We start from the raw sequence: 22431 nt of genomic DNA on the forward strand, positions 1-22431 counted from the left end.
ATCGATAACATGCCCGGATCCCGTACCGACGACCAGACCTTCCGCCGTATTCTTTACCGCAACATTACGTTGCCGCTGGCAGCAGGCGTCGTCAGCGCCGCCGTGTTCGTGGCGATCCTGGCGTACCTCCTGAACGCGCTCACTCTGGTCGAGCATTCGGAGCGGGTCATCGGCAACGCGCAGGAGCTGCGCAAGCTGGCCGTGGACATGGAAACGGGCGTGCGCGGCTTCCTGCTGACGGGAGAAGAGCCGTTCCTGGCGCCCTACCGGCTGGCCAAGCCCAAGATCGAGACGGCGCTGAATACGCTGGGCGAACTGGTCAAGGACAATCCGCGCCAGATGGACCGGCTGCGCAATATCCGCGCCCAGCAGTTGCAGTGGGACAAAGTCGCGCAGGACCTGATCCGCGCCCGCACGACGGGTGGCGATTATCTTGGCCTCATCAAGTCGCAGCGCGCCAAGGTCGAATTCGACGAGCTGCGCAACCAGTTCCAGGTCTTCATCCTGGAAGAGGACCGCATGCGCACCGAGCGCTCCGACAACGCCAAGACCGTCACCTATGTCACGGTGACGGGCTACCTCGCCGTCAGCCTCATCATCAGCGGCTTCCTGGCCTACTGGGGCCGGCGCGAGCTGACCCGGCTGTCGGAAGTGTACGGCAAGGCGCTGGAGGAACAGCGCATCCAGGCCGAGCGCGTGGAGCGCCAGGCGTGGCTGCGCTCCGGCCAGAGCAAGCTGGCCGAGCAGGGCATCGGCCAGCGTTCGCTGACGGCGATGTCGGCGGCGCTGCTGAGCTTCCTGGCGCGCTACCTGGACGTGGCCGTGGGCGCGATCTACGTGCGCGAGCCGGACGGTACGCTGCACCGCACGGCCGGCTACGGCTTCGCCAATCACGACGAGGACTACGCCAAGTACATCGCGCCGGGCGAAGGGATCGTCGGCCAGGCGGCGGACGACCGCCGCATCGTCCACCTGGAAAACCTGCCGAACTATTACCTGAAGCTGAGCTCCGCGCTGGGCAGCGGCTCGCCCAGCCAGATCCTGGTGGCGCCGGTGGAAAGCGACGGCGAGGTCAACGGCGTCGTCGAGCTGGGCTTCCTGCGCCCCGTGGGTGAGCGTGAGATCGACTTCCTCAAGCTCGTCAGCAACAACATCGGCACGGCGATCGAATCGACGCTGTCGCGCCAGCGCCTGCAGGAAGTGCTGCAGGAAACCCAGCAGCTGAACGAGGAGCTGCAGGTGCAGCAGGAAGAGCTGCGCACCGCCAACGAGGAGCTGGAGGAGCAGTCGCGCGTGCTGGAGGAATCGCAGGCCACGCTGGAAAACCAGAAGGCCGAGCTGGAACAGACCAACGAACAGCTGGCCGAACAGGCCGTCGTGCTGGACCAGCGCAATTCCGCGCTGAACGACGTCCAGCTGCAGCTGGAGGAGCGGGCGCGCGACCTGGAGCGCGCCAGCCAGTACAAGTCGCAGTTCCTGGCGAATATGTCGCACGAGCTGCGCACGCCGCTGAACAGCTCGCTGATCCTCGCCAAGCTGCTGTCCGACAACTCGCAGGGCAACCTGAACGAGGAGCAGGTGCGCTTTGCCCAGACGATCTACTCGGCCGGCAACGACCTCCTGAACCTGATCAACGACATCCTCGACATCTCCAAGGTCGAGGCCGGCAAGCTGGAGCTGAACCCGGAGGAGCTGCGCCTGCAGCAGGTGGTGCAGGGCATGCAGCGCACGTTCGAGCCGCTGGCCCAGCAGAAGGGCCTGCAGTTCGTCGTCGAGATGGCGCCCGGCCTGCCGGAAACCGTGTACACCGATTGCCAGCGCCTGGAGCAGATCCTCAAGAACCTGCTGTCGAACGCCGTCAAGTTCACGGACCGGGGCCGCATCGCGCTGCGGGTGGCGCCGGGGCCGAACGGCCAGGTCAGTTTCGCCGTCGAGGATTCCGGCATCGGCATCCGCGCCGACCAGCACGAGACCGTGTTCGGCGCTTTCCAGCAGGCCGACGGCACCACCAGCCGCAAATACGGCGGCACGGGGCTGGGCCTGTCGATCTCGCGCGACCTGGCGACCTTGCTGGGCGGGGCCATCACGCTCGTCAGCGCGGAAGGCAAGGGCAGCACGTTTACGTTGACCCTGCCGCTGCAATGGGCGGCACCGCACAAGGCCGACGCACAACTGCCGCCGGCCACGCCGCAGCCGGCCGTGCCGGCGTCGCGCCCGGCGCCGCAGCCGGAGCGGGGCCCACTGCCGCCGGTACCGCCGGTGCCCGCGCCCGCGCCCGCGCCGGCCCAGGTGCCGCGTGCGTTCGAGGACGATCGCGACAAGGCGCCGCCGCCGGAGCGCACGGTGCTCGTGATCGAGGACGAACCCGCGTTCGCGCGCATCCTGTACGACCTGGCGCACGAGATGAACTACCGCTGCCTGGTGGCGTTCGCCGCCGACGAAGGCCTGGCGATGGCGGAGCAGTACCAGCCCAGCGCGATCCTGCTGGACATCCGCCTGCCGGACCGCTCCGGCCTGTCGGTGCTGCAGCTCTTGAAGGACAACCCGCGCACGCGCCACATTCCCGTGCACGTGGTCTCGGCGTCCGACGCGGAAGAGGCGGCGCTGCACATGGGTGCCGTCGGCTTCGCACTGAAACCCACCACCCGCGAAGCGCTGCTGGACGTGTTCGCGCGCCTGGAGCAGAAGTTCACGCAGAAGATCAAGCGCATCCTGCTGGTCGAGGACGACGCGCGCCAGCGCGACAGCGTGGTGCAGCTGATCTCCGACGAGGACATCGAGATCGAAGCGGTGGAATCGGGCGAGAAGGCGCTGGCGCTGCTGCGCACCACGATCTTCGACTGCATGATCATCGACCTGAAGCTGCCCGACATGCAGGGCAACGAGCTGCTGCAGCGCATGTCGCACGAGGAGATCGCGTCGTTCCCGCCCGTGATCGTGTACACGGGCCGCAACCTGACGCGCGCCGAGGAGGCGGACCTGCACCGCTATTCGCGCTCCATCATCATCAAGGGCGCGCGTTCGCCGGAACGCCTGCTGGACGAAGTCACGCTGTTCCTGCACAAGGTCGAATCGGAGCTCTCCAGCGAACGGCAGACGATGCTCAAGACGGTGCGCTCGCGCGACCGCGTGTTCGAAGGCCGCCGCATCCTGCTGGTGGACGACGACGTGCGCAATATCTTCGCGCTGACCTCGGCGCTGGAGCAGAAGGGGGCCATCGTCGAGATCGGCCGCAACGGCTTCGAGGCGCTGGAAAAACTCGACACGGTGCAGGACATCGACCTGGTGCTGATGGACGTCATGATGCCGGGCATGGACGGCCTGGAAGCGACACGCCGCATCCGCGCCGACAGCCGCTTCGCGCGCCTGCCCATCATCGCCATCACGGCCAAGGCGATGAAGGACGACCAGGAGCAATGCCTGGCCGCCGGCGCCAACGACTACCTGGCCAAGCCGATCGACCTGTCGCGCCTGTACTCGCTGCTGCGCGTGTGGATGCCTGCCCTGGACCGGATCTGACATGCACCATCGCCCCCTGCACAGCGATACCGACATCGAGCTGCGAATGCTGATGGAGGCGATCTACCTGAAGTACAGCTACGACTTCCGCGACTACACGGGGGCGTCGCAGAAGCGCCGGGTGCTGCACGCGATGCGCGAGATGGGGTGCGAGACGATCTCGCAGCTGCAGTCGCGCGTGCTGCACGAGCCGGCCGCGTTTTCCGAACTGCTGCAGTACCTGACGATTCCCGTCACCGAGATGTTCCGCGACCCGACCTACTACGCCGCGCTGCGCGAGCACGTGATGCCGGTACTGTCCACCTACCCGTCGCTGAAGATCTGGGTGGCCGGCTGCAGCACCGGCGAGGAAGTGTATTCGCTGGCGATCCTGCTGAAGGAAGAGGGGCTGCTCGAGCGCAGCATCATCTACGCCACCGACATCAATCCGCAGTCGCTGGAGAAGGCCAAGAAGGGCGTGTTCCCGCTCGACAGCATGCGCGCCTACACGGAGAACTACCAGGCCGCCGGCGGCAAGCGCGCGTTCTCGGACTACTACACGGCAGCCTACAACGCGGCGCTGTTCGACCGCTCGCTGGCGGAGAACGTGACGTTCGCGGACCACAGCCTGGCCACCGACACCGTGTTCGCGGAAACCCAGTTCATCAGCTGCCGCAACGTGATGATCTATTTCAAGAGGAAGCTGCAGGAGCGGGCGCTGGGCCTGTTCCATGAATCGCTGTGCCATCGGGGCTTCCTGGGCCTGGGCAGCAAGGAGAGCATCGACTTCTCCAGCTACGGCCCGCGCTTCGAGCCGGTCGTCAAGCGCGAACGGCTGTTCAGGAAACTGTGATGGACAAGCTGGCGCTGCAGGCGGTACTCGAAGGACGCGAGATCGCGGCGATCGTGATCGGTGCCTCGGCCGGTGGCGTCAACGCGCTGCTGGAGATCCTGCCCGGGCTGCCGAGGGATTATCCTTGTCCCGTGGTGACCGTGCTGCACGTGATGAAGGGGCGCCAGAACCAGTTGGCGGAGGTGTTCCAGCAGCGTCTCGCCATGCGGGTGCTGGAAGCGGGCGACAAGGATGAACTGCGGGCGGGCACGCTGTACTTCGCGCCGGCCGGCTACCACCTGTCGGTGGAAGAGGGCGGCGTGTTCTCGCTGAGCCAGGAGGAACCGGTGCACTTCGCCCGGCCGGCGATCGACCTGACGATGCAGTCGGCCGCGGATGTGTATGGCGACCGGTTGGTGGGTATCCTGCTGACGGGCGCCAACCAGGATGGCGCCGCCGGACTGGCCGCGATCGGCGTCGCGGGCGGCCTGACGGTGGTGCAGGATCCGGCCGAAGCGCAGGTGGCCGTGATGCCGAACGAAGCGATCAGGTTGCGCCAGCCGGACCTGGTGCTGACCCTGCAGGAGATACGCAGCCTGCTGACGATGTTGGAGAAGAGACAATGAACACTATGGCCAACCTGGGCGCCACGCGCGAGGCGACAAAACTGCTGATCGTGGACGATCTGGCGGAAAACCTGCGTGCCCTGAATGCCGTGATCCGCGCCGAGGACCGCGTCGTCTACCAGGCCACGTCGGGCGAAGAGGCGCTGGCGCTGCTGCTGGAGCATGACTTCGCGCTGGCGATCCTGGACGTGCAGATGCCCGGCATGGACGGCTTCGAGCTGGCCGAACTGATGCGCGGCACCGATAAGACGCGCCACATCCCGATCGTCTTCGTCAGCGCGGCCGGCAAGGAGCTGAACTACGCCTTCAAGGGTTACGAAACGGGCGCCGTCGACTTCCTCTACAAGCCGCTCGATCCGGACGCGGTGCGCAGCAAGGTCAACGTGTTCGTCGACCTGCATTGCCAGCGCATGGAGATCCGCCGCCGGGTCGAGGAGCAGCAGGCCACGATGAACGAGCTGCGCGCCGCGCAGGAGGAGATGCGCTACGCGCTGCGCATGCGTGACGAGTTCATGTCGATGGTGGCGCACGAGCTGCGCACGCCGCTCAACACGCTGTTCCTGGAAACGCAGATGCGCAAGATGCAGCTGGACCGGGGCAACCTGGAGGCCTTCGGGCAGGAGCAGCTGGCCGGCATGGTGGCGCGCGACGGTCGCCAGATCCAGGCCATGATCCGCCTGATCGACGACATGCTGGACGTCTCGCGCATCCGCAGCGGCGTGCTGTCGATCCGGCCGTGCGCGACGGAGCTGCGCGACATCCTGCAGCGCCTGACGAGCGACCTGGCACGCCAGGCGGCCGATGCCGGCACCACGTTCGAGCTGGATGCGCCGGCGCCGGTGCAAGGCTGCTGGGACGAGTTCCGCATCGAGCAGGTGATCGTCAACCTGCTGACGAACGGGCTGCGTTACGGCGGCGGCAAGCCGGTGCAGGTGCGCCTGTCGGCTACCGATACCGAGGCGCGTATCGACGTGATCGACCGGGGCCCCGGTATCCCGAGGACATGCAGCACCGCATCTTCCTGCCGTATGAACGGGGCCAGGGCAACGACGTGCCGTCCGGCCTGGGCCTGGGCTTGTACATCTCGCGCCAGCTGGCCGAGGCGCACCAGGGCACGCTGACGGTGCAGAGCAAACCGGGCGAAGGTGCCGTGTTCACGCTGACGCTGCCGCGCCCCGGGGCCGCGGAGGCCTGAGGTGGGGCAGGCGCTGGGGCAGGCGCGCGCGGGCGATGTCATCGATGGGCGTGCGCTGCAGCAGGCAGTCGGCCGGCTGGTCGAACTGGCGGGCGACTTTTGCGACGCGGTGGCCGAGAACACCACCTTTCCCGAACAGCGCCAGATCCTGCGCCGCACCCACAGCCTGCTGAACCTGTCGGCCTGGCTCGACGGCGGGCCGGACATCGCACTGGCGCCGGGGCAGCCGCGCGTGACGGCCAGCCAGGTCGCCGACGCGCTGGAGTACGCCGTCGCGGCCAGCGCCCGCTGCGGCACGCTGGCCCTGCGCATGACGCTGATCGACGCCTTGCTGGACTTCTTCCAGGACGTGCTGCGCGGCGAGGGCCATGCCATCGTCGCCTCGGCGCAGCGATTAAAGGACGCGTGCGATGCCAGTGCACCGCCCGACCCGGCCGGCCGCTATCGCCTGGCCGACTTCCGGGCGCGCCCGTGGGAAGCGGCGCAGTACGTGCTGATGCCGCTGCGCGGCCTGCGCTCGCCGGACATGGCGGAGATCGGGGAAGCCGTGCAGCCCGAACCGGCGCCGGTGGCGGCGGCAGGCGCGATGGCGCGCGTGGCCGCGTCGGTCGGCACGCTGCAAACGGCCAACGTCGCCACCCCGCAGATCCTGCACTCGACCCATGCGGACGGCCCCAAGCTCGCCGCGCTGACAAGCGACGACGTGCTGCAATTGAAGGCGCGCGCGCCCGGCGTGCGGGTGCTGCCCGTGGTGTTCTATGAACTGACGCGCCGGCCCATGCTGGAGGTGGCGCGCGGGCCGGACAATGCGGCCGCCGCGATCGGTGCGGCGCTGGCACTGACCGTGCAGGTGGTGCGCGCCGCCGCGCCGGGCGCTCCCGGCAAGCCCGTTCCGGTCGCCGGTGCGCGGGTCGTCGCGTTTACCGACTTCGCCCAGCGCGTGGGCGCCGAAAGCGTCAGCGACGCCAGCGGCATGGCGAAGCTGGACCTGCGGCCGGGCGTGGTGCTGCAGGCACTGCTCGTGTACGGACCGCCCGGCTACTGGGGCCTGCTGCGCCGCGACGTCATGCTGCGCAAGGGCGAGACGCTGGCGTTGCAGCCGATCGACCTGGCCGCGCCGGATTACCTGGCGAAGCTGTACGGCTGCGCACCCGATGACGCGGGTAGCGGTGTCACCGTGGGCGTGATCGACACAGGCGTGGACGACAGTCACCCGGACCTCGTTGTCGCCGGCGGCGCCGCCTTCGTCGTGGCCGAGAATGACGCCGGCGGCGCGGGGCCGGCCGCCATCGACGGCGATCATGGCAGCCACGTGGCCGGCATCATCGCCAGCCAGGGGCGGCCTCCTGCCGGCCGGCGCGGCGTGGCGCCGGGCGTGCGCCTGATGAGCTATCGGGTGTTCCCCAACGGCGGCACCGGGGCGACCAACTACGACATCGTGCGCGCCATCGACCGCGGCGTGGCGGACGGCTGCGACCTGTTGAACCTGAGCCTGGGCGGCTCGACCCGCGACGAAGCCGTGCGCGAGGCGATCCGCGATGCATTCGACCAGGGCACGCTGTGCATCGTCGCCACCGGCAACGACGGCCGCGGCCCCGTCAGCTATCCGGCGCGCTGGCCGGAAGCGGTGGCGGTATCGGCCGTGGGCGACACCGGCAGCTTCCCCGCCGGGTCCTCGGAATCGCTGGACGTGCAGGCGCCATTCGCCCGCGACGACGCGGCCGTGTTCGTGGCCGGCTTTGCCAACGTGGGAGAAGAGGTGGACCTGACCGGGCCGGGCGTGGGCATCGTCTCCACGGTGCCGGGCGGCGCCTACGCCGTGATGAGCGGTACGTCGATGGCCAGCCCGGCCGTGACCGGCGCCGCCGCGGCCTTGCTGTCCTGCCACCCGGACGTGCTGGCGATGCCGCGCGACAGCCGCCGCGCCGTCGAGATGCTGCGCCTCGTGAATGGCGCCGCCGGCACCTTGGGCTTCGAACGCATGTTCGAAGGGCTGGGCATGCTGGCGCCGCACACCCGCAAGTGACGCAAAGGGCGGCGATGGACTACACTGGAACGATGCGCCGCCTGTTGATCCGCCAGACCAGGGATGCCACGCTGTCTCCGGACCAGGCGGAAGGGGTGGTGCGCGCGTTCGAGCAGGCCCGCGTGGTCGACCGCGATGGCAAGACAATGCTGGTGGAGGTCGATCCCTGCGAGATGGATCAACTGACTGAGCGGCTGCGCGAACGGCTGCCGGGTTGGCTGGTGTCGGAGCAGGGGCCGCCGGCGCCGGTGCCGGATCACTGCCTGCATGTCAAGACCTGACCAGGCCTGGGGTCTGTCCCGTCTTTTGGGACTGACCCCGAAGTTTGGCAGCGTTCCTACGGATCCAGCAGAACTTCAGGGTCGGTCCCCTGCGGGGACAGACCCTTGCTGTGGCCTTAGAACTCCTCCCACTCCGACTTCGGCGCAGCCTTTAGCGCCACCGGCTTCTTCGCCACCGCCGGCTTAGGGGTCACGGCCGCCGGCTTGGCGGCAACCACCGCCGGCACCGCTACCGTGCCGCCAGTCCGGAAGAAGGCCACCACCTGCGCCAGGTGCGCCGCCTGCTCCTGCATGCTCTGCGACGCGGCCGCCGCTTCCTCGACCAGGGCCGCGTTCTGCTGCGTCACCTCGTCCATCTGCGTGATGGCCGTGTTGATCTGGCCGATGCCCATCGTCTGTTCCTGGCTGGCCGACGCGATGTCGCCCATGATGTTCGTCACCCGCTGGATGCTCTGCACGATGTCGCCCATCGTCTGGCCCGCGTCGTTGACCAGGCGCGAGCCTTCGTCCACGCTGGCGACCGACGCGGTGATGAGTTCCTTGATCTCGCGCGCGGCGGCGGCCGAGCGCTGCGCCAGGCCGCGCACCTCGTTGGCCACGACGGCAAAGCCGCGTCCCTGTTCACCGGCGCGCGCCGCCTCGACGGCCGCGTTCAGTGCCAGGATATTGGTCTGGAAGGCGATACCGTCGATGACGGCGATGATGTCGACGATCTTGCGCGACGACGTGTTGATGGTGCCCATCGTGTCGACCACCTTGGCGACGATGGCGCCGCCCTTGACGGCCACTTCGGAAGCGGTGCGCGCCAGTTCGTTGGCCTGCAGTGCGTTGTCCGCATTCTGGCGCACGGTGGAGGTCAGCTCCTCCATCGACGATGCTGTCTCTTCCAGCGAGCTGGCCTGCTGTTCCGTGCGGGCCGACAGGTCCATGTTCCCCGCCGCGATCTCACGCGAGGCGGTGCCGATGGCATCAGTGCCGCCGCGCACCTGGGTGACGACGTTCAGCAGAGCGTCGTTCATGCCCTTCAGCGCCTGCAGCAGGCGGCCCGTTTCGTCATTGCGGCTTGCGGCGATGGTGGACGTCAGGTCGCCGCCAGCAACCGTCTCGGCGACCGTCAGCGCCTCGCCCAACGGCCGCGTGATCGAACGCGTGACGAGATACGCGATGGCGCAGCCGGCCATCAAAGCGACGGCGCCCAGCACGATCATCAATGTGCGCGTGCTCGCGTACACCGCCGTCGCGTCCTCGCCGGCCGCGTTGGCCTGCGTGGCCTCGTAGGCTATCAGCTCGTCCAGCGTACCCAGCAGGGCCTGCATGCCGGGCGCGGCTTCTTTGAGCAGAAAATCGGTGCCGTCCTGGACTTCGCCTTCCTTGCGCAGCGCGATCAGCTTCTCGTTCTTCGCCGCGCTGTCGGCCAGCACCTTGTCGACATTGGCCATCAGGGCCTTTTCCTTGTCGGTATCCAGGCGTTTGCCCAGTTCGGCCCGGGCGGCGTGAAACCGCGTGCGCGCCTCGGCAACTTTCGCCAGCTCGGCATTCAGCGCTTCAGTGCTGGGGGTGACCATGATGGTCGTCAGTGACAGGGCCGTGTTGCGCACGTTGTCGACCATCGTGTTGGCCACGGCCAGCTTGACGTTCTTGTCCTGCACGATATCGTCGGTGCGCTGGCCGATGCGGGCCAGCGACGTCAGCGCCAGTCCGACGATGATGACCAGCAGCGCGAGTATGGCGGCAAAACCCAGCCCGAGGCGGGCGCCGATCCGGAGGTTGGCGAGAGACATGTCTTCCCCACTTGATGTAATGATGGAAATGGGGCACGTAGCGGCCGCCCTCGCGACCATTGTTGATCAAAAGCGACCGGCATCGCACGGCGCGGCCGCAATTCATCGGATGTTGTCTCACGGGAACAACGTAATCTTGTCGGGCTGCCCACGTTGCGGGGGGCCTGCCGCCGTACAATGGCTGCAACCGGGGAGACCTTGTGAAACGCGATTGGCAATCGACAATGGGGCGGCGCGAATGGCTGCTCAAGCGCAACTGCTCGCTGACGCCGCGCCAGACCGTCGCGGCCTGGGCGGTGCTGGTGGCGCTGTCGCTGGCGATCGGCCTGTTCTGTGCATGGCACGGGGCGCCTTACGTGCTGGTGTTCTCGGGACTGGAAATGGCGGCCGTCACGGCCGCGTTCGTCATCTACAGCCGGCATGCGACCGACTTCGATCGCATCGTGCTGGACAGCGGCACCTTGACGGTGGAACAGGTACGGGGCGGCCGCGTCCAGCAGTACTGCCTGCCGGCGACGTGGCTGCGCGTGACGGCCCCGGCGCGGCGGCGCGACCCGATCCGGCTGGCGGCGGGCGCTGTCACGGTCGAGGTGGGGCTGTATCTGCTGGAGGGGGAGCGGCGGGCGCTGGCGCTGGAGCTGCGGCAGGCGCTGGCGGGGTGAAAAAACCTGCCGCCGGCATGACCCGGGGGCAGGCAAAGGCTTGGAGTAACTCGTTCTAGAAGCGGTAGCCGACGCCGATACCGAACAGCACCGGATCGACCTTGACCTTGCTGGGCTTGACGCCGGCGATCATCACGTCGCTGCGCAGTTGCAGCTTCTTGACGTCCACGTTCAGCGACCAGTTCTGGTCCAGCTTGTAATCGACACCGGCCTGCAGGGCCAGGCCCCAGCTGTCGTGTTCCAGGCTGCCCTGGCCGTTCAGGATCCGGTTCTTGGAGAACGTGGTCCAGTTGATGCCGGCACCAACGTACGGGCTCACCGTAGCACCGGGCATGAAGTGGTACTGCGCCAGCAGCGAAGGTGGCAGGTGCTTGAACGTGCCGATGGCCTGGCCATCCAGGGTCACGTCATGCTTTTGCGGGTAGGTCAGCACCAGCTCGGCAGCAATGTTCGGGGTGAAGAAATAGGAGACGTCGATTTCCGGAATGGTCTTGTCGGACACGCCGATGCGGTCCGAAGCGCCGACGCCCGCGACGGGGTCGGACTTGTCGGCCGGATCGACGTACACCGCGCGAGCACGCACCTGCCATGGCGAGGTTTGTGCCGAAGCGCCGGCGGCGACCATGGTCATCGTCACTGCGAGAACTGCCAGGATTGCTTTTTTCATTTCACTTCCTCTTTCACATGTTGTTTTTGTTGCTGAAAAGAAGTTTAGTGATGCGGCGCAGCAAAAACTTTGACCCAGATCAAAATTGTCCGAACGAATATTAGGGGCCTTTTCGGCGTAAGATTGTCGTGTTGACCACGCCCACCATGGAGACGCAGGCATGAAGCTGAACGTGAACGGACAGGTACGGGAATTCGAGGCGGAAGACGACACGCCGCTGCTCTGGGTGCTGCGCGAGCAATTGGGCCTGACGGGCACGAAATACGGCTGCGGCATTGCCCAATGCGGCGCGTGCACGGTGCACATCGACGGCGCGGCCACGCGCAGCTGCGTGCGGCCCGTCTCCACGGTGACAGCGGCGCAGAAGATCGTCACGATCGAAGGGCTGGGCGGTGGCAGCTGGCATCCGGTGCAGAAGGCGTGGGTCGCGCTCGACGTGCCGCAGTGCGGCTTCTGCCAGTCCGGCATGATCATGGCCGCCGCGGCACTGCTGAAGGAAAAGCCGAAGCCGACGGATGCCGACATCGACGCGGCCATGACGAACATCTGCCGCTGCGGCACCTACAACCGCGTGCGCAAGGCCATCCACGTGGCCGCGCGCGGCGGCGATCCGGCCAAGGCGGGCCTCGCCATCGAACATCCGCAGGGAGTGAAGCTGTGAACGCCGTCGTCTCGCCGGCCCGCCGCCGCTTCCTGGGCCGTTCGGCCGCCACCGCCGCCGGCCTGATGGTCGGCTTCCATATCCCGTTCAATGCCGCCGCGCAGGACGGTCTGCCGCCCGAGGTGAATGCCTGGGTGGTCGTCAAGCCGGACAACACCATCGTCATCCGCATCGCCCGTTCCGAGATGGGACAGGGCACGCTGACCGGGCTCGCGCAACTGGTGGCCGAGGAGCTGGATGCGGACTGGCGGCTGGTCACGACGGAGTATCCGACACCGGGCACGAACCTGGCACGCAAGCGCGTGTGGGGCAGCTTCTCGACCGGCGGCAGCCGTGGCGTGCGCGAATCGCATGACTACGTGCGCAAGGGCGGCGCGGCGGCACGCATGATGCTGCTGCAGGCCGCCGCGACGCAGTGGAACGTGCCCGTGGCCGAATGCCGCGCCGCGCGCAGCGTCATCACGCACGTGCCGAGCGGGCGCACCGTTACCTATGGCGGCGTCGCGGCGGCGGCGGGCAAGCTGGCGCCGCCGCAGGAGGTGGTGCTGAAGGATCCGAAGGACTGGCAGATCGCCGGCAAGCGGCTGGCGCGGCTGGACACGCTGGAGAAGACGAACGGCAAGCAGGTCTATGGCATGGACCTGGTCCTGCCGGGCATGCTGAACGCCGCCATCAAGGACTGTCCCGTCTTCGGCGGCAAGGTGAAAAGCTTCGACGCGGCGGCGATCAAGGACCGCCCCGGCGTGAAGAAGGTACTGCAGGTGGGCGATTCCTCCGTGGCGGTGGTGGCCGACACGTGGTGGCGCGCGAAAACCGCGCTCGATGCGCTGCCGATCGAATGGGACAAGGGACCGAACGCGCAGCTCTCCAGCGCCGACATCGCAGCCACGCTGAAGGCCGGGCTGGATGCCCCCGATGCGGCGGTCGGCAATGCGAATGGCGACGCGCGCGCGGCGCTGGCCGGCGCGCCGCGCAAGCTGGAAGCCGTGTATTCGTACCCGTACCAGAACCACGCGACGATGGAGACAATGAACGCGACGGCAAAGTGGACGCCGCAGCGCTGCGAAGTGTGGACGCCGACGCAGAACGGCGAGGCGGCGCTGGCCGCGGCATCGGAAGCGGCCGGGCTGCCGCAGGCGCAGTGCGACGTCTACAAGCTGCACCTGGGCGGCGGCTTCGGCCGGCGCGGCGCCGTGCACGACTGGGTGCGCCAGGCGGTGCAGATCGCGAAGGAGCTGCCCGGCACGCCCGTCAAATTGATCTGGACGCGCGAAGAGGACATGCTGCATGGCCGCTACCACCCGGTCACGCAATGCAAGCTGACGGCGGGGCTGGACAAGCAGGGCAACCTGACGGCGCTGCACATGCGCATCTCGGGCCAGTCGATCATGGCGGCGGTACTGCCCAACAACGTCAAGGACGGCAAGGACCCGGCCGTGTTCCAGGGCCTGAATCCGCCCGGACCGGAAGCGTCGTTCGGCTACACGGTGCCTGACCTGCTGATCGACCACGCGATGCGCAACCCGCCGGTCCCGCCGGGCTTCTGGCGCGGCGTCAACCTGAACCAGAACGCCATCTACGTCGAGTGCTTCCTCGACGAGATCGCCCACGCGACGAAACAGGACCCGCTGGCGCTGCGCCGCAAGCTGCTCAAGGACAGCCCGAAGCACGTGGCCGTGCTGAACGCGGTGGCCGAGCGGGTCGGCTGGGGCAAGCGGCCGAAGAAGGGGATCTACCGGGGCCTGGCGCAGACGATGGGCTTCGGCAGCTACGTGGCCGCCTGCGCCGAGGTCTCGGTCGGCAAGGACGGCAAGTTGAAGATCCACCGCATCGTGGCGGCCACGGACCCGGGCCACGTCGTCAACCCACAGCAGGTCGAGGCGCAGATCGAAGGCTCGTTCGTGTACGGCCTGTCGGCCGCGCTGTACGGCGCCTGCACGTTGAAGGACGGGCAGATGGAGCAGTCCAACTTCGATACGTATCAGGTCATGAAGCTGGACGAAATGCCGGCGGTGGAATCGATCCTGATGCCGTCCGGCGGCTTCTGGGGCGGCGTGGGCGAACCGACGATCGCCGTCGCCGCCCCGGCGGTCCTGAACGCGATCTTCGCCGCCACGGGCAAGCGCATCCGCGACCTGCCGCTGAAGAACCACAGCCTCAAAAAGGTTTGAGGTGATGGCCGGGGGAGCGACCGAGAGGACTGACCCCGCCAAAGTTGTCGCCAGCAGTCGGTGGCAAGCTTGCGCGAGGGGTCTGTCTCCGGTGTTGCCGCCCCCTGCCGAGGGGACTGACCCCGTCAGTACTGTCGCCGGCAGTTGGTGGCAGGCTTTCGCAAGGGGTCTGTCCCCGGTGTTGTTGTCTTTCCCGCTTTTCGCCAACGCTCAGGCCCCCGATAGCCTCCCTAACCCCCTCCCCAACACCACCCCGGGCGACCCCACCCGCGGCCGCGCCATCGTCGCCAACCGCCAGCTCGGCACCTGCCTGTTGTGCCACACGGCCCCGATCCCGCAGGAACCGTTCCAGGGCAACCTGGCCCCGAACCTGGCCGGTACCGGGAGTCGCTGGACGGTCCCCCAGCTGCGCCTGCGCATCGTGGACCCGGCCCGCATCAATCCGGGCACGATCATGCCCGCGTACCACCGCACCACCGGCCTGGCGCGAGTCCCGCCAGCCCAGCAGGGCAAGCCCCTGCTGTCCGCCCAGCAGGTCGAAGACGTGGTAGCGTACCTGGCCACCTTGCGCAATGCCCCATGAACCAGTCGCCATGACCACGCCGAACGTCCGCCGCCGCCTGCTCGCCGCCGCCAGCCTGCTGGTCCTGGTGCGACCGGCATCCGCCACGTCCGAACGCATGGCGCGGGCGATCGCCGCGTACGCCGGCAACGCCGCGCCGAAGACCGGCCGGGTCACGTTCGACATCGCCCAGCTGATCGACAACGGCAACGCGGTGCCCGTGACGATCCGGGTGGACAGCCCGATGACGGCGCAGGACCACGTCACCGGTATCGCCATCTTCAACGAAAAGAATCCGGAGGCGGACGTGATCCGCTGCACGCTTGGCCCCGCGCCGGCAAGGCGGAGATTTCAACCCGCATTCGCCTCGCCACGTCGCAGCGCCTGACGGCGGTGGCGAAGCTCTCTGACGGCAGCAGCTGGCAGCAGACGGTGGACATCATCGTCACGCTGGCGGCCTGCATCGAGGGAGAAGCGCCATGACGGCCCGTGCGCTGATCCATATGCCGGCCAACGCGAAAGCGGGCGAGATCGTCGAGATCCGCGCGCTGATCGCGCATCCGATGGAGTCCGGTTACCGTCCCGGTGCGGACGGCAAGCCGGTGCCGCAGGACGTCATCCGCAGCTTTACCTGCACGTATGCCGGCGAGCAGGTTTTCGCCGCCGAGCTGCACCCGGCCATCGCCGCCAATCCGTACCTGGCGTTTTTTACGCGCGCGACCGTCACGGGCACGCTGGAATTCACCTGGCGCGGCGACAACGGCTTCGCGCAAACGGAGCGCAAGACGCTGACGGTGACGCCATGACGCGCATCGGCATCGCGCTGGCATTCGTCGCCGCCAGCGCCGCCGCGCAGGACACGCGCAAGTCGGGCGCCGAATTCATGAGTGAGTCCACCCGCGCCATGCAGCGCGACGATACGCAGAACCCGGCGATGCTGTGGGTGGCCGGCGGCGCGGCGCAGTGGAACGCGAAGGCCGGCAAGGCGGACAAGAGCTGCGCCGCCTGTCATGGCGCCGCCGAGCGGGGCATGCGCGGCGTGGCAAGCCGCTATCCGGCCTTCGACCGCGCCGCCGGTCGGGTCATCACGCTGGGCGAGCGCATCAACCTGTGTCGCACGGCGAATCAGCAGGCGCCGGCGTTCGCGCCTGAATCGGAGGCGCTGCTGGGGCTCGAAGCGCACGTGGCGCTGCAGTCGCGCGGCATGCCGGTCGCGCCTCCGGCCGATCCCGCCACGCGCGCGGCGGCCGCACGGGGCCAGGCCCTGTACCGGCAGCGCATCGGCCAACTGAACCTGTCGTGCGCACAGTGCCACGACGATCAATCGGGCCGCAAGCTGGCCGGCGCCACGATCCCGCAGGCGCATGCCAACGCCTACCCGATCTACCGCCTGGAATGGCAGGGCATGGGCAGCCTGCAGCGGCGCCTGCGCAACTGCATGAGCGGCGTGCGCGCCGAGGTGCCGCCGCTGGGCGCGCAGGAACTGGTGGACCTGGAAGCATGGCTCGCCTTGCGCGCGCAAGGGATGCCGCTGGAATCCCCCGGCGTGCGACCGTAAAGGAGGAACGATGCGAACGCTGGCGCTCACGCTGATCTTGGCATGCTTGCCGGCCACTGCCGCCGGGCCGATCGACGAGGGCGCCCGCCTGGCCGCCACGTGCACCGCTTGCCACGGTCCCACGCCCGTCACCGGCAACGCGCTGCCACCGTTGACGGGACAGTCGCGGGAAGCGCTGCTGGCCAGCCTGCGCGCTTTCAAGGCCGGCACGCGGCCTGCGACGATCATGACGCAGCTGGCCAAGGGCTACACCGACGAACAGCTGGCGCTGATCGCCGCGTGGTTTGGGCAGGCGCCGACGGCTCCCGTGACAGGCAAGAAGGACCGCCAATGAAACGCCGCGCCTTCCTCGCAGCAGGCGGCGCGGCAGCCATGCTGGCCGGCTGCGCCAGCGTCGCACCGAAAGCCCGTCCGCACGTCGTCGTGGTAGGCGGCGGCTACGGCGGCGCCACCGCGGCTCGCTACGTTCGCCTGTGGAGCGGCGGCGACGTCGACGTCACCGTGGTCGAACCCAATTCCACGATGATCTCGTGTCCGCTGTCGAACCTCGTGCTGGGCGGCAGCCGCCGCATCGCCGACCTGACCTTGAGCTACGAAGGCCTCACCCGGCACGGCGTGAGGATGCTGCCCGACAGCGCGGCCGCCATCGACGTCGCCAGGCGCACCGTCGTGCTGGCGAGCGGCAGCCTGCTGCTGTACGACCGGTTGATCCTTTCTCCGGGCATCGAATTCCTGCCGAACGCCATTCCGGGGCTGGCCGCGCCAAGCGCGCAGGACCAGGTGCTGCATGCCTGGAAAGCGGGCGCGCAAACCACGGCGCTGCGCGCGCAACTGGAAGCGATGCCCGATGGCGGCGTGTACGCGCTGTCGGTGCCACCGGCGCCGTACCGCTGTCCGCCCGGGCCGTACGAGCGGGCGTGCCAGGTGGCGTTCTACTTCAGCCGCCACAAGCCCCGTTCGAAGGTACTGGTGCTGGACGCGAACGAGGACGTGGTATCGAAAGGCGCCCTGTTCAAGCGCCTCTGGAAAGAGCGCTACGCCGGCATCGTCGACTACCGGCCCGGCTTTCGCACGGTCGATGTCGATGTGGCCACCCGCACGGCGATCTCCGAACTGGGCGAGAAGATCAGGGCGGACGTACTGAACGTGATCCCGCCGCACCGCGCCGGCGCGATCGCCGCGCGGACGGGCCTGGCCAACGCCAACGGCCGCTGGTGCGAGGTGGATTTCCTCACGTTCGAGTCGACGCAGGCGCCCGGCATCCACGTCATCGGCGACGCCATCCAGACGGCGCCGCTGATGCCGAAGTCCGCGCACATGGCCAACCAGCACGGCAAAGTGTGCGCGGCGGCGGTCGTGGACCTGCTGTCCGGCCGCGCTCCCGCTGCCGCACCGGTGCTGACCAACACGTGCTACAGCTTCGTCTCGGATCGCGATGTGATCCACGTCGCTTCCGTGCATGCCTATGACGCCGTGAAAAAGACACTGCTGGTGGTGCCCGGCTCCGGCGGCCTGTCGCCCGCAGCCAGCGCGCTGGAAGGCACGTATGCGTTCAGCTGGGCTGCCAATATCTGGGCGGATACGCTGGGCTGATCGAGCGACATCGTAGTTGCGGCAGCGCAAACCCGCGCGCCAATGGCTGTGCAAACATTGCCTCTCGTCATTTTTTTGAGGCGGCAATGAATGCCCTCAGCGATTTCCTGCAACTGCCCCGGAACCTGATCACGGCGAATCGGCCGCTGCACCTGCGCATCGATCATCCGCGCATGCGCATGGATGACGTCCTGCTGCCGCAGCGCATCGAGGGCGTCGAGTCGATCTGCGGCGGGTTCGAGTACCGGCTGTTGTGCGTGGCGCTCGATGCATACTTGCCGCTGAAGGAATTCATTGCACTGCCGGCCGCCATCGACTTCGTCACGGACACGGGCGACCTGCGTACCGTGGCCGGTATCGTCACGGAAGTCGCCAGCGGCGACAGCGACGGCGGCCTGGCAAGCTACCGGCTCGTGATCCGCGACGCATTGGCGGCGATGGAAAAGCGCATCAACACCCGCATCTTCCGCAACAAGAACGAGGTGGAGATCGTGCAGCTGCTGGTGAGCGAATGGCAGCACATGAGCCCATGATGGCGACGCAGTTTCGGCTGGAAGTCGATCCGACGGTCGGCCAGGCCGGCTACCCGCAGCGCGAATTCACGATGCAGCACAACGAGTCGGATGCGGCCTTCGTCCGCCGATTGCTCAAGCGCCGGGGGATCAACTGGCACTTCGAGCCCGTGCCGTCCGACGACTATGTCGCGCACCGCATGGTGCTGTGGAACCACGCCGACAGCTGCCGTCCCAACGCGGCCGGCACGGTGCGTTACCACCGCGATGCCGCCACCGAGGAGCGCGACAGCATCACCAGCTGGCATGCCGTGCGGACGCTGCAGCCGGGCAGCGTCACGCGCCACAGCTGGAACTACGCGGAGCCGTACGCGTCGGGCCTGATGAGCGTGACGACGGAAAGCCACGTCAAGAATTCGTTCTCGGGCATCAGCGCAACGCTGAACGACTACCAGGTCCTGATGCCTCACGCAGGAGACAGTCACGACGACCTGGTCGCCCTGGGTACGCTGGCGATGCAGCGCCACGATTACGAGACCAAGTGTTTTCAGGGAGAGGGCAGCGCGCGCGCCTTCCGTGCGGGCGAATATTTCAGGCTGGCCGGTCACGCCGAAATCGACCGGCACCCGCCCGAGGAACGGGAGTTCGTCATCACGGCACTGCGGATCGCGGCCGACAATAATTTGCCGAAAGCGCTGGCCGAGCGCGTCGAGGCGATCTTCTCGCGCAGCGGCTGGCTGACGGGCGAACTCGCCTCTTCCCGGGACCACGGCAGCCGCTCGCGAATCGGCTTCACGGCGGTCCGCCGGGGCACGGACATCGTGCCGGCCTTCGACGCCCGCACCGATCTGCCGGTGGTGCACACGCAGAGTGCCGTCGTCGTCGGACCCGATGGCGAAGACGTCCATTGCGACGAGCAAGGCCGGGTCAAGGTGCGCTTTCCGGGCACGCGCGAGGAGGACCACGCGCATGCCTACGGCGGCAGCGGCGCCTCCGACACCGAACGCGACTCCGCCTGGATTCGCGTCGCCACCAACTGGGCTGGCGAGGGGCCCGCACCCGGCATCCAATGCGGCACCGTCAGCCTGCCGCGCGTGGGCTCGGAGGTGCTGATCGCGTTCCTCGGGGGCGACCCGGACAAGCCCGTGATCGTGGGCCAGCTGTACAACGGCAAGGGCCACCCGCCCGCGCTCAGTGCCAGCGGCGCGCTGCCGGGCAACCGTTACCTGTCCGGCATGCGCTCGAAGGAGGTGAGGCAGGGCGGTCGCGGCAACCAGCTGCGCTTCGACGACACTGCGGGTCAGATCAGTGCCCAGCTGGCCAGCGATCACGCGCAATCGCAGCTGAACCTGGGCTACCTGACGCAGCCCCGTCGCGCCGGCTTTGGCGAGGAACGCGGCCAGGGCGCCGAATTACGCAGCCAGAAAAGCGTCGCGGTGCGCGGCATCGAGGGCGTGCTGGTGACGGCCGAAAGCAGCGACTGCAATGCGGGCCGTCATGTAGAGCGCGGGGAGCTGTTGCGCATCGCCGAGGGCCTGGAGAAACTGGCGAAGGAGCTGGCGATGCGTGCGGCCGACCACGCCGGCGACAAGCCGGACAGCGGCGCCCTCGCACAGCTGTTCGGTGCCCTCAAGGCGCTGGAACAGCAAGCCACGCCACTGGTGGCAGTCAGCGGGCCGGCGGGGATCGTCGCCGGCAGCGGGGCCAATCTGGCGCTGGGCGCCGTGACGGACATCGACATGGTCAGCGCACAAGCCACGCGCATCGCGGCCGGCGAGACGGCCACGATTCGTGCCGCGCAGGGCCTGAGCTTCTTTGCCAACGAAGGCGGTGCCAGGCTGACCGCGGCGGCCGGCAAGGTCGCTATCCATGCCCAGGAGGAGCAACTTGAACTGCTAGCGAAGAAGGTCCTGGAAATCATCAGCACGACGGACTGGATCACGATCAAGGCCAAGAAGGGCGTGCGCATCAATGGCGGCGGCACCGAGCTGGAATTGAGCGCGGCCGGTATCAAGGGCTACACGTCCGGCAAGCACCATATGTACGCGGCGGACCACCAGACCTTCCCCGGCCAGCAGAAAACGCTGCAATTCCCCGGCGATAAGCCAGTCCACAAGATCTGCGTGCCGTGTCTGCTGATCGCAGCACAAGCCCATAGTCCTTTCGCGCCGTCCAAATGAACGATCTCGCTACCTATCTGTTGATCGACACTGCCCTGATCGATCCGCCTGTGAAGCTCTGGACGCGCAAGCACCGGCCGGCCTGGCTGGTACCGCTGTACGAGCGGGACGCCCTGGTTGTCAGTCCGCTGCTGATCGACCTGGCGCAAGCACATGCGGCCGATGCCATCGGCGAAGTGATGGCGCTGGCGAATGCTTTTCGGCCGCAACTGCACTTGTCGATCATCGACAGCAGTCTGCCGCTGCAGGAACTGGCCGGACACCTTCGGCGGTTCATCTATTTTGTGAACGAGCAGGGCGAGGAGCTGACGCTGCGCTTTGCGGACTGCCTTGTCCTGGCCGCATTGGCCACCGTGCTGACGCCCGAGCAATGGGCACTGTTCAACAGCCCGATACCTTCGTGGAAGGTCCATCAGCGCAACGGAGTACTCACGCAACTGCCATGTGCCGGCGTCGCACCGGACGCAGCTCTGCCGCTCCTGCTGAGCGAGCAGCAAGTCGCGGCATTGAAGGACGCGCTGGCGGTAGAGCAGCTGCTGGCTAACCTGAGAACCATGCGACCGGGCCATCAGTTTGCTGCCACACCGTTGGCGGAATACGAAATGGCGCGCTGGTCTCGCGATTTGTATCGCTCATTCGGGCATACCGATAACGCGACGTTGATGCTTCTGGCTCGGGGGGCGTTTGATACGCGGGGAAAGCTTCTCAGGATGCCTGAAATGCACAGAGTTCTCGCATGGGACGATATCGAAGCTGTCCGTGAGGGAATTGCACGCTGTGTTAAAGAGCAGTCGCCTAGGTCCATTTCTTAGACTGGTCAATCGTCAAACCATGGTTATTAACGCGAGGAGGGGAAATAGATGAGAATTAACAGAACCGTACTTGTCCTTTTTATGTTTTTCATAGGTGCCCACCTCTCCGGTTGTGGCATTTTGTGGCCAAAAACAACGGATGGTTGGAAAATGGTACAAGGCCTGGTCGCGCCACTGCGTGCACTAGCCTCGGCGGATGAGCTGGTCCGAGACGACCTTCTAGTATTTCCCGATCGCTGAAAGATCGGTTAACTCCCATAGTAATCAACCATACGGAAGCAAAATGCGAAAAAGAAACCTGCTGTTCTGGGGTGGTATATCGTTGATCTGCGGATGCACGTCGCTTGGGCGAAGCAATGAGGTTCAGCTTGCGACTGTCCCGGTCGTAATTACGCCGGTGCAGCACATGGGCAATCGGTACAGCGTCGAAGATGTTTATGTTAACGACCATATAGCGGGGGGCGCTGGACGGGCGGGGGGGGCGGTGGCATGAGTTGCTGTCTGCTCTTGCCTGAAGCGTGGAGGGCTGGCCTTGTAGCTAAGGTTATTTGGACAGTAAGGGATTGGAGCAAGGAAAACCTAGAGGAAACAAGGCAGGGAATATACAAAAGCATTATTACGGTCGGCCAATATAGGGCCGAAATACCGGTTGAAAGCTATAAGGTGCCCGGGAGCTTGTATGTGCACTTCTTTGAAAATGGGAGTGCTCGCGTTGTTGCCAGCAATTTCGCTGCTTTTGATCAAAGGCATCCGATATCTCAGCTTGCCGGAGAACGATCATCCGCAACAGTTGGTCAGAAAGTAGATTAGACGA

18 protein-coding genes and 3 pseudogenes are annotated in these 22431 nt (G+C 67.0%); 19 read left to right on the plus strand and 2 right to left on the minus strand.

Features of this window, described 5'->3' with window-relative positions; genetic code table 11:
- The first annotated feature begins 9 nt into the window (after positions 1-9).
- The 6 genes and pseudogenes from PX653_RS23065 (at position 10) to PX653_RS23090 (ending at position 8458) form a co-directional block, all read left to right on the plus strand.
- Positions 10-3519, plus strand: a complete 3510-nt coding sequence (locus tag PX653_RS23065) for a response regulator (protein WP_277415025.1) — start codon at positions 10-12, stop codon at positions 3517-3519.
- 1 nt (position 3520) lies between these two features.
- The gene (locus tag PX653_RS23070; protein WP_277415026.1) at positions 3521-4351 is read left to right on the plus strand and encodes a CheR family methyltransferase; all 831 of its coding nucleotides are present in this window, start codon (positions 3521-3523) and stop codon (positions 4349-4351) included.
- Complete coding sequence (locus PX653_RS23075) at positions 4351-4956, plus strand: chemotaxis protein CheB (protein ID WP_277415027.1); 606 nt, start codon at positions 4351-4353, stop codon at positions 4954-4956. The genes PX653_RS23070 and PX653_RS23075 overlap by 1 nt, the downstream gene beginning before the upstream one ends.
- Before the next feature lie 5 nt (positions 4957-4961).
- A pseudogene (locus PX653_RS23080) lies at positions 4962-6151 on the plus strand (hybrid sensor histidine kinase/response regulator).
- Between the two features lies 1 nt (position 6152).
- Complete coding sequence (locus PX653_RS23085; RefSeq protein WP_277415028.1) at positions 6153-8177, plus strand: S8 family peptidase; 2025 nt, start codon at positions 6153-6155, stop codon at positions 8175-8177.
- Positions 8178-8191: 14 nt separating this feature from the next.
- The gene (locus PX653_RS23090) at positions 8192-8458 is read left to right on the plus strand and encodes a hypothetical protein (RefSeq protein ID WP_277415029.1); all 267 of its coding nucleotides are present in this window, start codon (positions 8192-8194) and stop codon (positions 8456-8458) included.
- A gap of 116 nt (positions 8459-8574) precedes the next feature.
- On the opposite strand, the gene PX653_RS23095 is transcribed toward PX653_RS23090, so the two are convergent.
- Entirely contained in the window at positions 8575-10239 is a 1665-nt protein-coding gene (locus PX653_RS23095) for a methyl-accepting chemotaxis protein (protein WP_277415030.1), read from the minus strand.
- 200 nt (positions 10240-10439) lie between these two features.
- Here PX653_RS23095 and PX653_RS23100 point away from each other — a divergent pair, with 200 nt between their 5' ends.
- Positions 10440-10901 carry a DUF2244 domain-containing protein gene (locus PX653_RS23100; RefSeq protein WP_277415031.1) on the plus strand — a complete coding sequence of 154 codons (462 nt, stop codon included), beginning with the start codon at positions 10440-10442 and terminating at the stop codon, positions 10899-10901.
- Positions 10902-10956: 55 nt separating this feature from the next.
- Here the strand turns inward: PX653_RS23100 and PX653_RS23105 are convergent, their stop codons facing one another.
- Positions 10957-11568: an OmpW/AlkL family protein gene (locus PX653_RS23105; protein WP_277415032.1), complete on the minus strand. Its 612-nt coding sequence runs from the start codon at positions 11566-11568 to the stop codon at positions 10957-10959.
- A 160-nt stretch (positions 11569-11728) separates the two neighbouring features.
- On the opposite strand from PX653_RS23105, the gene PX653_RS23110 reads away from it, so the two are divergent.
- From PX653_RS23110 to PX653_RS28395, 12 genes and pseudogenes are all read left to right on the plus strand, one after another.
- Complete coding sequence (locus PX653_RS23110; protein ID WP_277415033.1) at positions 11729-12229, plus strand: (2Fe-2S)-binding protein; 501 nt, start codon at positions 11729-11731, stop codon at positions 12227-12229.
- Positions 12226-14400: a xanthine dehydrogenase family protein molybdopterin-binding subunit gene (locus PX653_RS23115; protein WP_277415034.1), complete on the plus strand. Its 2175-nt coding sequence runs from the start codon at positions 12226-12228 to the stop codon at positions 14398-14400. The genes PX653_RS23110 and PX653_RS23115 overlap by 4 nt, the downstream gene beginning before the upstream one ends.
- A 178-nt stretch (positions 14401-14578) precedes the next feature.
- Positions 14579-14983, plus strand: a complete 405-nt coding sequence (gene soxX, locus PX653_RS23120) for a sulfur oxidation c-type cytochrome SoxX (RefSeq protein ID WP_371876374.1) — start codon at positions 14579-14581, stop codon at positions 14981-14983.
- A gap of 97 nt (positions 14984-15080) precedes the next feature.
- Positions 15081-15445 (plus strand): annotated as a pseudogene (locus PX653_RS23125) (SoxY-related AACIE arm protein).
- Positions 15442-15768 (plus strand): thiosulfate oxidation carrier complex protein SoxZ, encoded by a 327-nt coding sequence (soxZ, locus tag PX653_RS23130; protein WP_277415036.1) that lies wholly within the window; start codon positions 15442-15444, stop codon positions 15766-15768. The pseudogene PX653_RS23125 and the gene soxZ overlap by 4 nt, the downstream one beginning before the upstream one ends.
- A complete protein-coding gene (gene soxA, locus PX653_RS23135; RefSeq protein WP_277415037.1) occupies positions 15765-16520 on the plus strand; it encodes a sulfur oxidation c-type cytochrome SoxA in 756 nt (251 codons plus the stop codon). The genes soxZ and soxA overlap by 4 nt, the downstream gene beginning before the upstream one ends.
- 10 nt (positions 16521-16530) lie before the next feature.
- Positions 16531-16854 carry a c-type cytochrome gene (locus PX653_RS23140; protein ID WP_277415038.1) on the plus strand — a complete coding sequence of 108 codons (324 nt, stop codon included), beginning with the start codon at positions 16531-16533 and terminating at the stop codon, positions 16852-16854.
- Positions 16851-18113, plus strand: coding sequence for an NAD(P)/FAD-dependent oxidoreductase (locus tag PX653_RS23145; protein ID WP_277415039.1), 1263 nt, complete (start codon positions 16851-16853; stop codon positions 18111-18113). Before PX653_RS23140 ends, PX653_RS23145 begins: the two co-directional genes overlap by 4 nt.
- Before the next feature lie 86 nt (positions 18114-18199).
- Positions 18200-18646: a contractile injection system protein, VgrG/Pvc8 family gene (locus tag PX653_RS23150; RefSeq protein ID WP_277415040.1), complete on the plus strand. Its 447-nt coding sequence runs from the start codon at positions 18200-18202 to the stop codon at positions 18644-18646.
- A complete protein-coding gene (locus PX653_RS23155) occupies positions 18646-20805 on the plus strand; it encodes a type VI secretion system Vgr family protein (protein WP_277415041.1) in 2160 nt (719 codons plus the stop codon). Before PX653_RS23150 ends, PX653_RS23155 begins: the two co-directional genes overlap by 1 nt.
- Positions 20802-21617, plus strand: a complete 816-nt coding sequence (locus PX653_RS23160) for a DUF4123 domain-containing protein (RefSeq protein ID WP_277415042.1) — start codon at positions 20802-20804, stop codon at positions 21615-21617. Before PX653_RS23155 ends, PX653_RS23160 begins: the two co-directional genes overlap by 4 nt.
- A gap of 483 nt (positions 21618-22100) precedes the next feature.
- A pseudogene (locus PX653_RS28395) lies at positions 22101-22427 on the plus strand (DUF3304 domain-containing protein); the annotation flags it as partial.
- Positions 22428-22431: the final 4 nt, after the last annotated feature.

It is taken from the genome of Pseudoduganella chitinolytica (assembly GCF_029028125.1).
GTDB lineage: Bacteria > Pseudomonadota > Gammaproteobacteria > Burkholderiales > Burkholderiaceae_D > Rugamonas > Rugamonas chitinolytica.